Below are 12,260 nucleotides of genomic sequence, written 5' to 3' on the forward strand. Positions count from 1 at the left end.
GTAGCGGTTCGATGCGCAGAATTCCCGTAGCGGCGCAAGTTCTAATTTTAGCCATTGTTCCTCTGGTGATGCAGCTTTTGCTGCTTCTGTGGATGGCTGATTTGCAGTCGCAGGCTGAGCAGCAGTTAAATCAGGCGGTCAGACAACGAGAGATAGCCGAGAGCATATCCAAGTTGATGTCGCTGGCTTATGACGTAGCCAGGCATGCAGCTGATGATCCTGATTCTCAGTTGAAAGCGGTTGAGGAAATAACGTCGCGCACCCGCAGTGCCTACGAAGAACTCAAAACTGTAATCGAGCCCGGTTCGGATCTGCAAAAGGCTGTAGAGCGTTCCGAAAAAGCCAGCTTGCAAGTGCAGCAGACTTTTAAAATGATCGTTTCGACTCCCGATGGTAAGTTGCGCAAGCCGCTGTGGGTAAGCTTGCGGGGCTCGGTCAAAGAGATGATTTTCGGAGGTCTTCTCAGTGCTGAGAAAGAGCTGAAAGCTATGGCCGAAAAGGGCATGCTGACTGAGTCTGCGCTGCGCGAAAAATTTCAACGTGTGGCGCTCTTTGGAAGCACAGCTACATTGATTGTCTCTGGCACTCTGGCTTTACTGTTAGCTTCAAATATTTCCCGGCGCTTAAAGCGGCTCGACGACAATAATTTGAGAATGGCTAGCAATTTGCCTCTACCTGCGCCAATGAGTGGTGGCGATGAAATTGCGCGCATCGATCAAACATTTCACGAAATGGTCAAAGTGTTGAAAGAAACAGCCACGAAAGAGCATCTCGTTATAGAGGGAGCACGCGACGTTATTTGCTCAATTGAGAAGAGCGGTCGAATTGTAGCCATCAATCCTGCTTGCACTGAGATGCTTGGATTTACACCTGAGGAGCTGATTGGCGCTCGTTTGATCAATTTAATTGCTGAGGAGCCGGAAGTTGCTCAGTCATTTCTCGAGCAGTTGCAGAAGATTAAGCAAAGTGAGCCTGTTGAGATCAAGTTGCGTCACCGCGATCTGCGCCCGATCGATACTTCCTGGTCTGTGCAGTGGTCTGAAGATGAGCACACGGCATTTTGTGTCGTTCACGATATCAGCGAGCGACGCGCTGCTGAACGTCTGCGCGAAGAAGTCTTGTACATGGTCAGTCATGATTTGCGCACACCGCTTACCACTTTGAATCATGTCTTCGAAGTGTTGTCCAGTACAAATTCGCAATTGCAAGAGCGACGAGCGCACTATGTTCAGCTTGGTGAGCGCAATGTCGAGAGACTGATTAGATTGATCAGTGATTTGCTCGACATTGAAAAAATTCGCTCAGGCAAGATGGTGCTCGAGACCGAGTCTGTTCATCTCGATGAGTGTTTTCAGGCTTGCCTGGAAGCACTGGCGCCGGCAGCAGAGGGCAAAGGTGTTCACTTGAGCGCTGACGAAACATCCATTGTTGTTTCAGGTGATGCCGATAAGATCGATCGTGTCATCATTAATCTGGTAGGCAACGCTATAAAGTACTCCAACTCAGGTGACTCTGTGAGAGTAGCGGCTGAAGCCGACAGCGAAAAGGTCACTGTTTCAATTATTGATGAGGGACCGGGGATTCCTGCGGACCAACTCGACAAAGTGTTTGAACGCTTCCATCAGGTGCAAGGTGATGATCAGGCTAAGGGCTCCGGATTAGGGTTGACCATTTGCAAGGCTTTTGTCGAATTGCATGGTGGAAAGATCTGGGCGGAGCGGGTAAGCCCCAGGGGCACCAAATTTGCTTTCACACTGCCTCGGCAAGCAGAAGCCGGCTGACTCGGGTGTGAGTCATGGCTATCTGCGGCTCTCAGCTCGCCCGTTGCGGCTGTAGGCATAGACTGACTCCATCAGTCCAATCGAAACGAGATCGACAAGCAAAGCTGTGCCCCCGTAGCTGAGGAAGGGCAGGGGCACTCCGGCAACAGGCATGATGCCTATGGTCATGCCGATGTTGATGAAGACGTGAAACAAAAACATGCACATCAGACCGATAGCCATGACACTGCCGGCCGGATCACCGCGGCTCTGGTAGGCGATAATCAGTCCTCTGGCGCAGATTACTGCGTAGGCCAGCACAACGAAAAATGCAATTTTGAATCCCAGCTCTTCGCCCAGAACAGCAAAAATAAAGTCGGTGTGCCGCTCGGGAATGAATGCTCCTTGCGATTGATTGCCTTTACCGAGCCCGGTGCCGTTTATGCCACCACTGCCGATGGCAATCAGGCTCTGCAGAATGTGATAACCGGATCCTCTCGGGTCTTCGTAAGGATTGACGAAACTAGTCAGTCGCTTCTGCTGATACTCTTTGAGCAGATTCCACATGTGTGGTCTGGCCAGCCCGGCGCCGTAATTTGCAGCGACCACCACGGCTATGAGCAGAATTCTTACTGCCCAGTGCCAGTTTTTATGTCGCCAGAAGAGCAGCAGAATCACTCCCAGTGTGGGCAGGAAATACAACCACCACTGGGGATTGACCGCATCAAGAACGAGGCTAATCAGGGGGCTTATCAGAATCAAGATATCGGTTATGGTGCCACCAGACCAGAAAACAGTTCCCAAGAAGACGGCGCCGAATGTCAACGATGTGCCAAGGTCAGGCTGTTTAAAAACGAGCACGGCAGGCGGAATGATGATTCCGATAACTTTGAAGATATCGAAAAAGCTTTTGATCGGAAATTTTTTCAGCCAGGCTGAGATTGTAAAAATGACGACGATTTTGGCAATTTCTGAAGGTTGGAGAGTGATTGGACCAAGCGCCAGCCAGCGCTGGGCGCCCTGGGCGCTATGTCCTTTAATCATGACCGCAAGAAGCAGACCCAGATTGGCTACGTAAATTACCGGCACAACCCATTTTGAGGTCCAAAAATAGTAAGGAATGCGGGCGAAAATGATAGCCAGCGCCACTCCCGCCCACATGAATTCCATCTGCTTGTTGTAATAATCAAGCGTGTGTTGTGAGTAGTGAAGGATGTTCAGCCCGGTGAATACGAGAAAAGCTGTCGCGCCAACCAGATACCAATCTACTGCCGACAGGAAGTTGTAAATTGTTCGAATGTAATAGCCAGCCGGAGAGGCTTGCAAGATCGAGTTCAAATTAGTTCCGATACGCGCCCCGAACGGCTTTATGGTAGCACTTGTGAGCCTTTTGTTGCCTCGCAATCGGGCTTGCTAAAACATCTTTGACAAAAGCTCAGCCGGTTGCGCTTCTCAGGGCGCTGTTAAATGCGAATGCGCACCCCCGAGAGGATGCGCAAAGCAGAGTTGTTGTATGGTCAGGTGAAAATCAGTAGGTCAACATTTCGAACGGAGCAAGCGGAAGTTGGCTACCAGTGAGGCGCGGCGTTCGTAGTGCTCGAGGTCGAATTTGGTTGTGTCTTTGTCGAGTTCGAAGTAGCGAGATACTACTGCGATCAACTCTTCTTCAAGAGATTCTAATCTGCCGGCGGGAAGTTCCAGGCGGTCATGCGTGAGCATATTGCGCATGCGGTCTTTGGCTGTATCGCGAGCAGTGTCTGTCTGGGTTCGGAAGAACCAGTTAATTACTTTTTGCAATTTCCTAGCCCTCCTTAAACGCGCACTGAGGGATTGAAGAACTTGACGAGACGTGTCATCCAGGTGCCGTTGAGAGCATCCAGATCCATGAGGGGCACATCTTCACCGCGAATTCTTCTGGCGATGTTGCGATAGGCCAGACCGGAGCGAACATTCTCCGTTCCTGATACCGGTTCGCCTTTGTTGGTCGAGATGATGATGTCTTCGTCTTCCGGCACGACTCCAAGGAGCTTGACCGAGAGAATTTCCAGTACGTCTTCGACGCTCATCATGTCGCTGTTCTTCACCATGTTCGGGCGAAGGCGGTTGATCACCAGGCGATATTGAGAGATTTCGTCTTTGCGTGCTTCGAGCAAGCCGATGATGCGGTCTGCGTCTCTGACTGCCGACATCTCGGGAGTGGTGATCACGATTGCTTCTTCAGCACCTGCGACAGCGTTCTGGAAGCCGCTTTCGATACCGGCAGGACTGTCAACCAGAACGAAATCGAATATCGCTTTCAGCTCATTGCATAGAGCTTTCATCTGGTCTGAGTTTACGGCAGTTTTGTCGCGAGTCTGGGCGGCCGGCAGAAGACTCAAATTAGGCAATTTTTTGTCTTTGACCAGAGCCTGGCGCAATTTGCAGCGCTCCTCGATGACGTCTACAAGGTTGTAAACGACTCGATTTTCCAGACCCATGAGAATGTCCAAATTGCGCAGACCTATGTCCATGTCGACAAGGCATACGCTCGCTCCGGTGTTGGCGAGAGCCACACCGAGGTTGGCAGAGGCGGTGGTTTTGCCAACGCCGCCTTTTCCGGAAGTGATTACTATTACTCGACCACTCATTCAATTTACCCGTTTGGCTGGAGTGTGATTACTGACTTTCTAGGGGGACCAGTGGCAGTGCCGCCGGTTTCCGTTGATCTTCCAACATCGCTGCCAGTCGATCGGTGGGGAATATCAATCAATGCTGCTTTTCGCAATTTTGATTTTGCCATCGATGATTCTGGCCGTTTCGGGACCCGAATTAGCGAAGCGAGAGAACTTGTACCGTGGTTTGTCTGGTGACCGGGCGATGGCATTGGCGATGCGAATCTGGATTGGTTGCAACTTGAGCGCTCTTATTTCAGCGTCAGTGTTGCCGCCGATTCCAGCGTGTGCGATGCCTCTTAAGGCACCCCATACGGTGACATCTCCTTCTGCCATCACTTCTGCTCCCGGATTGACGTCGCCTATGATCACGAGGTGACCTTTATGGCTGACGGTTTGTCCGGAACGCAAATGCTGTCTCAAATAGAGGACCGCCGGTACCGGTGGCACTGCCGGTTTGGGTGGAGATTGACGTTCCTCGTCTTCATCGTCGATATCGTCTGCACTGCTGTCCGCAGCTGACTCCACTTGCGAGTCGGCTGATTGATCAGCGTCTGCAAGAGCATCTACGACAGCATCTGTATCTGTCACAGCCTCAGCCGCTGCGTCAGCAACACCGTCTTCAGTTTCATTGAACGATTGCCGGGTTACCTTCACCAGTTTTTTAGTATCGCCTGCAGTGGCGGCAGCTGCTTCAGCTGTGACCCCTACTGAAACTTCCGCAGGGATGCTTTCATGAGTTAAAGTCGACGCGAATTCAACAGCTTCGTCCGTCTCGTATACAGTTACGGATTCTGCTTTCTTTGCCGAACCCATTTGCATGGATGATGACTCTTCCTCTTCCACGAGCTCATGCTGAGTAAGAGCATCAATTTTAATCTCAGGAAGCCTCATTGGCTTGCCTCGACCAATTTTCACTTGCAATGAGCGAAGCGATGCTCTGGTCGGCTCGTTTTCAGAAAAAACGTGTCGCGGCGCGGCCCCCACGCCTTTGGCGATGGCCAGGATCTGTGCCACCTGCGGTGGTGTTAGTTCCAGTGTTCCGAGATTGAGCGCGACGTCAACACCCTTCCAAAACTGGTTGGAAACTTGCAACGTATTTGATAGATGCGAGACGGCTTCTTGCAAGCTTCCGCAGCCGCCGACGTCGATCAGAACGCCTTGATCCGGTTGACTGATAATAGCGATTTTAGACATGCAGATATCAACTCCGCCCAGAATCTTGTATAGTCGGCGAACTGCTCAGGCAATTTCACCATTGCCACATCGTATGAGCTGGAAACCCGCACGTCAAGCCAATCCAGATAGAGAACGGATATATAACGGCATACTAATTTGATGACATAACAGTAAGGTAGTGTTTTGCTTGGTACTATGCCGTGTTTCGGAAAGATAAGAGTATTCAGAGAAACTAGTGATTGATTTTGTTTTGAGAGGTGCTGCGAATGACGACCGGACATTTCAAGCGTGAAATAGGGCTCCTGGACGCCACCGCGGTGGTTGTCGGCTCAATGATAGGCTCTGGAATTTTTATTGTTTCTGCTGAAACTTCCCGGCTGCTCGGTGCACCAGGATGGCTGTTAATGGCTTGGATAGCCGCTTCCCTGATGACTTTCTCTGCGGCTGTCTGCTATGGCGAACTGGCAGCGATGTATCCGCAAGCGGGCGGACAGTATATATTTCTCCGTCAAGCTTATGGTCCACTCTTCGGTTTTTTATATGGATGGACTTTATTTGCCGTTATTCAATGTGGAACGATTGCGGCCGTGGCTGTCGCTTTCGCCAAGTTCCTTGGTGTTTTTGTGCCTTTTGTTTCTGCCAAAACCATCCTCTTAGAGGTTGGTGGTTGGCATTTTACTGCACTGCAAATGGTGGCATTGCTGGTAATTGCATTGCTAACGTATATCAACTGTCAGGGTGTCAGCACTGCTAAGAAGATACAAACTGTATTTACAGTCACCAAAGTGACGGCGGTATTTTTGTTGATTGCGTGCGGGCTCTGCATGGCGGGAGCATGGCAGGGAATCTCACACAACTTCGGAGCCGATTTCTGGTCGGCTCAAAATGTCAAAGGAGAGGCGTTGACCGGGCTGCCTCTTGTTGCAGTCTTCTCACTGGCTATGGTTGGACCGCTTTTTTCCAGTGACGCATGGAACAACGTCACATTCGCCGGAGAAGAAGTGAAAAACGCTGAGAAGGTTTTGCCCCGCAGTTTGATGTACGGCACTTTGCTTGTCGGCTTGCTATATGCTTTGTGCAACGTTGTATATCTTCTGGTGCTGCCTCTGCATGGTAACTCTGATCCAGGTGCCGGCGGTGATATCGTCTCTTCGCTGATTGGCAGAGGCATTCAATATGCTGCCGAAGATAGAGTCGGTACTGCCGTCGCCCAGATGTTGTTCGGACCAAGTGGTGCGCAGATCATGGCAGGTGCCATCATGATCTCTACATTTGGTGCATTGAACGGCTGCATCTTGTCTGGTCCGCGCGCTTATTACGCGATGGCCAAAGACGGACTGTTTTTCAAAGCCGCGTCGATTTTGCATGTGGAAAAAGGAGTGCCGACATTTGGCTTGATCATTCAAGGTGTCTGGGCGGCGATATTGACTACCACCGGCACCTACAGCAATCTACTTGAATACGTTGTTTTCGCGGCTGTGCTTTTCTACATTCTGACGGTTGCTGCGCTGATGGTTTTGCGGAAGAAAGAACCCACCAGAGAGCGACCTTTTAAAGTGCCTGCTTATCCGCTCCTGCCGGTTGTTTACGTGCTCTTTGCTAGCGTAGTCATGATCGGACAGATTTACTCGTCGCCTCAGTACAGTGGCTTCGGTCTATTAATAATCCTCTCCGGACTTCCTGCATATCTCTTCTGGCGCCGTAAAATTAGTGTCGGCACGGATAAAGCGCAGTAATAAGGAAGTTCTCAATGGACGATTTGGTAGCCCTTGTAACGGGCGGTGGTTCGGGTATCGGTTTTGCCACTGCCAGGTGTCTACTGGAGATGGGCGCGCGCGTCATGATTGTCGGGCGCGAACTGGGGAAACTGAAAAAGGCTGCCGAGGCTCTCGGTTATCCTGCCGAGAAATTGCGTATTACCGCCGGTGATGTTTCCAGCGAAGGTTACGCCAATAAAATTGTCAGGGATACTATCGCTGCGTTTGGTCGGCTTGATATTTTGGTCAACAATGCCGGTGTTTTCCAGTCTCAAAGTTTGCTTGACATGAGCGAGGAAGATTTCGACTATGTCGTCGATATCAATTTGAAAGGCACATGGTTCATGTGCAAGTTTGCCGCTCGCCCGCTAATAGAAACTGCCGGTTCGATCGTCAATGTGTCATCGCTTCTGGCCATGCAAAGTTTTCACGGCTTGCCCTCCAGTGCCTATTCGGCAGCTAAAGGCGGGGTTCTGGCTCTGACGCGCGAGCTGGCAGTCGAGCTTGCACCGCATAAGGTGCGCTGTAATGCAGTTTTGCCGGCGCTCGTGAACACGCCAATGCTGGAAAATTTGATGGGGCATGATAACGCTGATCGTATTTTGGAGAAGAGCAAAAAGATTTACCCACTTGGTCGCGCCGGTGAACCGGACGACGTGGCAAAGACAATCTGTTTTTTAGCCGATCCTCGCAATGGCTGGATTACTGGTGCTGAAATCAAAGTAGACGGCGGTGTGCACCTGGTTTGATTCTCCTGGATCGACTTGCTTGGCGGCGTTTCTTACGGCATCATCCGACCCACAAACAGGGCCGGGGTTTACGAGTACTGACAGAAAGCAAACGAGCAGATACCGCGGTTGTCATTCAGGGTAAACACCATGTTGTTTGGCGCCGGCTTGGCGCAAAATATCGATACTTACTATTTGCGAATTCACCTTTCGAATTCATTCAAACAGGGCTACCAAAATGAGAATTTCAAGAATCGCAGCTCCGGCTGTTAGTTTTGCTATGACATCAATTGTCTCGATTAGTTGCCTCCAGTCCATGGCACAAGAATCTGCTGCAGTGCTGCCTGCTTATCAGCCACCATCGGCTGATTCAGCTACCCTGGTTGAGGCGCCGAATGCGCCCAAATTGCAGGGTGCAACATGCGGGACGATTGGACCTCAAGGTCTGGATACTCAGTCGGTCAACGACTCGACAGTCGCTGAAACGGAGGCGCCTGCAGTTACAACATTTGATGCCAACGCGCTATTGCGCGGTTTGGATCTGGGGCAGTTAAAAGGTAAATTGACTGAAACTGCATTTGCGTTTATCGAATCGCTGCAGAAGGCAAGTCAGAATAAGCCTGGCAATTATGCTGTTCCGGGCGGTTATACCTTAATTCAAAAAACAGTCGCGCCGGTATCGCCCATGGTGCTCAAGTAGCAGGTTGACCGAAGAGATCGTGCACCAGCCCTTGTGCGGCAGTGTGCGGATCGAGTTCGTGTGATGCCACCTGGTGGAGAATTTTTTGCACTTCCTGGGATTTTTCCATAGATGTGCGCAGGTTGTCTCTGGCGATAGCGGCCACCAGTTCCGAGAGCTCAGCCTGCACTTTGAACTTGCGTCTTTCGAGAATCAAACCTGATTCGTCAAGGAAGGCTTTGTGAGCTTTTGCTGACTTCCAGATCTGGTCAACGCCTTTGCCTGACTCTGACACTGCCGTAATCACAGGTGGTCGCCATGCGGTGGCGAACGTGGTCAATTCCAAACTGCTTGAGATTTCGCTTGCTGATTTGTCTGCACCAGGCAGGTCGCCTTTGTTGACGACGAATATGTCGCCCACTTCCATGATGCCTGATTTGATTGCCTGAATGTCGTCGCCTGAGCCCGGCATGAGTACGAGAATGGTTGTATCCGCGGTTTGTGTAATGGCAAGCTCGGACTGCCCTACACCGACAGTTTCAATTAGCACTACGTCGTATCCGGACGCTTCCAGCATGCGTACTGCGTCGTATGTTGCCAGGGCGACCCCTCCGGCATGGTTGTGGTTGGCCATCGAGCGGATGAAAACGTTCTTGTCCAGCGTATGTCCTTGCATTCTGATTCTGTCGCCCAGAATGGCGCCGCCCGTGAATGGACTCGAAGGGTCGATGGCAAGAACCCCGACTTTCAGTCCATCTTTACGGATTTCGCTGATCAGAGCGTCGACCAGAGTCGATTTGCCGACTCCCGGCGACCCTGTAATGCCAATCAGGTGCGCTTTGCCTGAGTGCGGAAAGAGTGTTTTGACAAGTTTTGTAGCCTCCGGTCCGCCGTCTTCGACGACACTGATGGCTCGTGCAAGGGCGCGCCGATTTCCGGACAAAAGGTCGGTTGATAAGGTATCCAAGTCCATTTCCAATATTGCCTGACTATAAGGTCATGATCTTAGCAAGCCCGGGTAAGTAGGGAACAATTGGAATCACAGGCTGTCCACAGATCTAGAGCCAAATTGAGGTACATGCTGTGATGAAAGGTTTAAGGATCGCATTGAGTCTGGCGGCACTGGTTGCCCTGCAGTCAGCAGCTGTGGCCAAAGGCGGCGGTAATTACAACATCACAGATGGTTACGGCGATGGATTTGTCATTCACCATGGATTGTTCGGCTTAACTGAGCAGAAGGGCGTGCAAGACAGACTTGGCGACCACTATGTGAAAGAAAAGGGTCTTTTCAGCAATAAGACCGATGTCAACTTTCTTGGCAACAAGTATCAAAGGAAGCACGGGTTGATCGGTGGCACTCAGGTCGGAATGGCTGACATGTTGGGCGACAGCATACAGTCCCGCAAGACCTGGTTTGGTCTGGGACGGCGTCAAACCAATGTTAACCTCAGCGGTGTGGGCGGAATTGTGCAGTCATTTGTCGGCGGTAAGATGGGCGGCGGCAGTCGCGGTACTCTTGGTTCGGTCGACCCCAACAGTCTGAGTGCGCAAACTTCGAGCACAACAAACCCGGCCGATTTTGCTGTTGATCCAGCTTTCAACCTGGGCGGCAATCAAGGTGCGGGTTCGTCTGCAACGGGCGGAGCTGCCTCGGCTGCAACAGGTGCAACAGCGGCACCGTTCAGCACTCCTTAAACACTCAGTCAGACTCTTTGCAAACTCTCTGATGTCACTAAATGTGGTGGCGATTCGAGCCGTATGGTGGACTATTTCTTGGGCTTGAATGGACGCAACCAGCCGGCGTTGTTTTGCTGTTGATCTTTCTCATTGATGTAAGTTTCTTCAGCCCGACGTTGAGCATTCTCTGCTTCATTGAGCATAACTGCCAGCAAGTCGCGTTCCGACTCGCGCATCTTCAGTTGTTGCTGCAACTCCATTACGGCTGCTCGCAACTCTTCCACTTCGTTGAGCTTGGTATCCAGCACGGTTGTAACGCGGGATAGTTCCTGATGTAAGTGTTTGTTTTCGCGACTTTTATCAGTCAGTAAAAGCGTTTGTGCGGTGAGTTCGGCCTTCATGTCCTCTGCATCGCGAGCGACTCGTTCAAGCTCGCGGGTTTGAGCCGACAAAAGCAGGTTTTTCTCTTGCGCCTGCAAGAGCTCGTCCTGGAGCTCAACCACGCGCTCCATGAGATTTCCGTTTCCGGCTGCTTTTTTATCTTCTTCGGGCATTGGCTCCTGAGGCCTTGTGATCACGCCATTTCAGACAGTAATATTCCCAGAGTTCAAATTAACCAATCGAATTGACACAGGTTACCTACATCTAGCACCTCTATCGATGAAATATTATAGAAATTTCATCGAACGCGCAAGCAGAAATCACACACATGAAACCACTGGCACTTATTGGCGGCACCGTAATCACTCCACTCGAGGAGCGCGTTACTGATTTGATTGTAGACGACGGCCTCGTCGTAAATGTTGGCACTTTGGACCATGGTTCAACAAAACTTGAAACTTTAGATGTGAGCGGCTGTTATGTGACGCCGGGTCTGATCGATCTGCAACTCAATGGCGGACCGGCTTGTAACTTCTGGACCGACCCGACCGACAAAGAACTATCGGCTTTCTGTCGTGCTCAGGTTGCAGCCGGGGTAACAGCATTTTTGCCTACGATAATTACTGACGACGTCAAACATATTATGAAGAACGTCAAGTTCCTCGAGTCGCTTGGAGTGGGCGAGAGCGGTATCGGCAAAGATTTCGGTCGTGTGGCCGCATGTGATTCTCGTATGCCTGGCATTCACCTGGAAGGTCCCTGCCTTTCGCCTCAGCGTCCTGGAGTGCACCCTCCCGAGTGGATAAAACCGTTTTCCCGGTCGATTGCCGAACAGTTGAATTCGCCCTCGGTGCGTTTGATGACCATCGCTCCCGAATCGGATAGTTCAGACGAGGGGGTGAAGTTTCTTTTGTCCAATAATGTCGTTCCCTCCCTGGGGCATTCCAATGCTACTTTTGAGGAAGCGAATCTGGCTTTTGATCGGGGCGTTCGATTAATGACACACACTTACAATGCTCTTCCGCCCTTGCATCATCGTGCACCGGGGGCGGTGACAGCAGCGATGCTCGACGAGAGAGTCACCTGTTGTGTCATTTGTGATGGATTGCACGTTGACGCGGCGGCAGTCAAAATTTTGTTTAAGTTGAAGGGCGCGGAAAAGATGATTCTGGTGACCGATGCGGCACAGATAGGAACGACCGGGGGCGGGCTGGTTGGCTCGTCAATCGTTTTGAGTGAAGCAGTTCGGAATGTTGTTGACTGGAGGGTTGCCACATTTGCAGAAGCGATCCGCATGGCTACTTACAATCCAGCTCGCATCATGGGTTGGCTCGACAGAATTGGTGAGCTGTCCGAGGGCAAGTGTGCAGACATAGTGGTCTGGGACAGAGAGACATTGAAGATCAAGCACGTTTTTGTTTCAGGCGAAAAGGTAGCGTGAGACCAGC

Annotated in this window: 12 protein-coding genes; 6 read left to right on the plus strand and 6 right to left on the minus strand. The window is 51.1% G+C overall.

All coding sequences use genetic code 11. From position 1 onward, the window contains the following. Positions 1–11 precede the first annotated feature (11 nt). Positions 12–1,781, plus strand: coding sequence for a PAS domain S-box protein (locus EKK48_11545; GenBank protein RTL42613.1), 1,770 nt, complete (start codon positions 12–14; stop codon positions 1,779–1,781). An 18-nt stretch (positions 1,782–1,799) separates the two neighbouring features. On the opposite strand, the gene rodA is transcribed toward EKK48_11545, so the two are convergent. The 4 genes from rodA to minC form a co-directional block, all read right to left on the minus strand. Further along, the gene (gene rodA, locus EKK48_11550; protein ID RTL42614.1) at positions 1,800–3,164 is read right to left on the minus strand and encodes a rod shape-determining protein RodA; all 1,365 of its coding nucleotides are present in this window, start codon (positions 3,162–3,164) and stop codon (positions 1,800–1,802) included. A 132-nt stretch (positions 3,165–3,296) separates the two neighbouring features. After that, positions 3,297–3,620, minus strand: a complete 324-nt coding sequence (gene minE / locus EKK48_11555; protein ID RTL42615.1) for a cell division topological specificity factor MinE — start codon at positions 3,618–3,620, stop codon at positions 3,297–3,299. Next, the gene (minD, locus tag EKK48_11560) at positions 3,572–4,387 is read right to left on the minus strand and encodes a septum site-determining protein MinD (protein ID RTL42616.1); all 816 of its coding nucleotides are present in this window, start codon (positions 4,385–4,387) and stop codon (positions 3,572–3,574) included. Before minD ends, minE begins: the two co-directional genes overlap by 49 nt. Positions 4,388–4,501: 114 nt before the next feature. Further along, the gene (gene minC / locus EKK48_11565; GenBank protein ID RTL42617.1) at positions 4,502–5,608 is read right to left on the minus strand and encodes a septum site-determining protein MinC; all 1,107 of its coding nucleotides are present in this window, start codon (positions 5,606–5,608) and stop codon (positions 4,502–4,504) included. A gap of 248 nt (positions 5,609–5,856) precedes the next feature. Here minC and EKK48_11570 point away from each other — a divergent pair, with 248 nt between their 5' ends. The 3 genes from EKK48_11570 to EKK48_11580 all read left to right on the plus strand — a co-directional run bounded on the left by EKK48_11570 (position 5,857) and on the right by EKK48_11580 (position 8,775). Continuing rightward, entirely contained in the window at positions 5,857–7,326 is a 1,470-nt protein-coding gene (locus EKK48_11570) for an amino acid permease (GenBank protein RTL42618.1), read from the plus strand. A gap of 14 nt (positions 7,327–7,340) precedes the next feature. Beyond that, on the plus strand, positions 7,341–8,096 hold the full coding sequence (locus EKK48_11575; protein ID RTL42619.1) for an SDR family oxidoreductase: 756 nt from the start codon (positions 7,341–7,343) through the stop codon (positions 8,094–8,096). Between the two features lie 217 nt (positions 8,097–8,313). Beyond that, the gene (locus EKK48_11580) at positions 8,314–8,775 is read left to right on the plus strand and encodes a hypothetical protein (GenBank protein ID RTL42620.1); all 462 of its coding nucleotides are present in this window, start codon (positions 8,314–8,316) and stop codon (positions 8,773–8,775) included. Here EKK48_11580 and meaB read toward each other — a convergent pair. After that, entirely contained in the window at positions 8,768–9,727 is a 960-nt protein-coding gene (gene meaB, locus EKK48_11585) for a methylmalonyl Co-A mutase-associated GTPase MeaB (GenBank protein RTL42621.1), read from the minus strand. The genes EKK48_11580 and meaB overlap by 8 nt on opposite strands. A 113-nt stretch (positions 9,728–9,840) precedes the next feature. On the opposite strand from meaB, the gene EKK48_11590 reads away from it, so the two are divergent. Next, the gene (locus EKK48_11590) at positions 9,841–10,449 is read left to right on the plus strand and encodes a hypothetical protein (GenBank protein RTL42622.1); all 609 of its coding nucleotides are present in this window, start codon (positions 9,841–9,843) and stop codon (positions 10,447–10,449) included. Between the two features lie 71 nt (positions 10,450–10,520). On the opposite strand, the gene EKK48_11595 is transcribed toward EKK48_11590, so the two are convergent. Further along, positions 10,521–10,985: a hypothetical protein gene (locus EKK48_11595; GenBank protein ID RTL42623.1), complete on the minus strand. Its 465-nt coding sequence runs from the start codon at positions 10,983–10,985 to the stop codon at positions 10,521–10,523. A gap of 155 nt (positions 10,986–11,140) precedes the next feature. Here EKK48_11595 and EKK48_11600 point away from each other — a divergent pair, with 155 nt between their 5' ends. After that, positions 11,141–12,253, plus strand: coding sequence for a hypothetical protein (locus EKK48_11600; GenBank protein RTL42624.1), 1,113 nt, complete (start codon positions 11,141–11,143; stop codon positions 12,251–12,253). Positions 12,254–12,260: the final 7 nt, after the last annotated feature.

The sequence above is a fragment of the Candidatus Melainabacteria bacterium genome, from assembly GCA_003963305.1.
Lineage (GTDB): Bacteria > Cyanobacteriota > Vampirovibrionia > Obscuribacterales > Obscuribacteraceae > PALSA-1081.

Bases quoted from the DNA above. Each gene is read 5' to 3' on its own strand.
- EKK48_11595 (RTL42623.1), bottom strand. From the start codon at position 10,985: ATGCCCGAAGAAGATAAAAAAGCAGCCGGAAACGGAAATCTCATGGAG.
- EKK48_11575 (RTL42619.1), top strand. From the start codon at position 7,341: ATGGACGATTTGGTAGCCCTTGTAACGGGCGGTGGTTCGGGTATCGGT.
- EKK48_11545 (RTL42613.1), top strand. From the start codon at position 12: ATGCGCAGAATTCCCGTAGCGGCGCAAGTTCTAATTTTAGCCATTGTT.
- EKK48_11570 (RTL42618.1), top strand. From the start codon at position 5,857: ATGACGACCGGACATTTCAAGCGTGAAATAGGGCTCCTGGACGCCACC.
- minD (RTL42616.1), bottom strand. From the start codon at position 4,387: ATGAGTGGTCGAGTAATAGTAATCACTTCCGGAAAAGGCGGCGTTGGC.
- EKK48_11590 (RTL42622.1), top strand. From the start codon at position 9,841: ATGAAAGGTTTAAGGATCGCATTGAGTCTGGCGGCACTGGTTGCCCTG.
- EKK48_11600 (RTL42624.1), top strand. From the start codon at position 11,141: ATGAAACCACTGGCACTTATTGGCGGCACCGTAATCACTCCACTCGAG.
- meaB (RTL42621.1), bottom strand. From the start codon at position 9,727: ATGGACTTGGATACCTTATCAACCGACCTTTTGTCCGGAAATCGGCGC.
- minC (RTL42617.1), bottom strand. From the start codon at position 5,608: ATGTCTAAAATCGCTATTATCAGTCAACCGGATCAAGGCGTTCTGATC.
- EKK48_11580 (RTL42620.1), top strand. From the start codon at position 8,314: ATGAGAATTTCAAGAATCGCAGCTCCGGCTGTTAGTTTTGCTATGACA.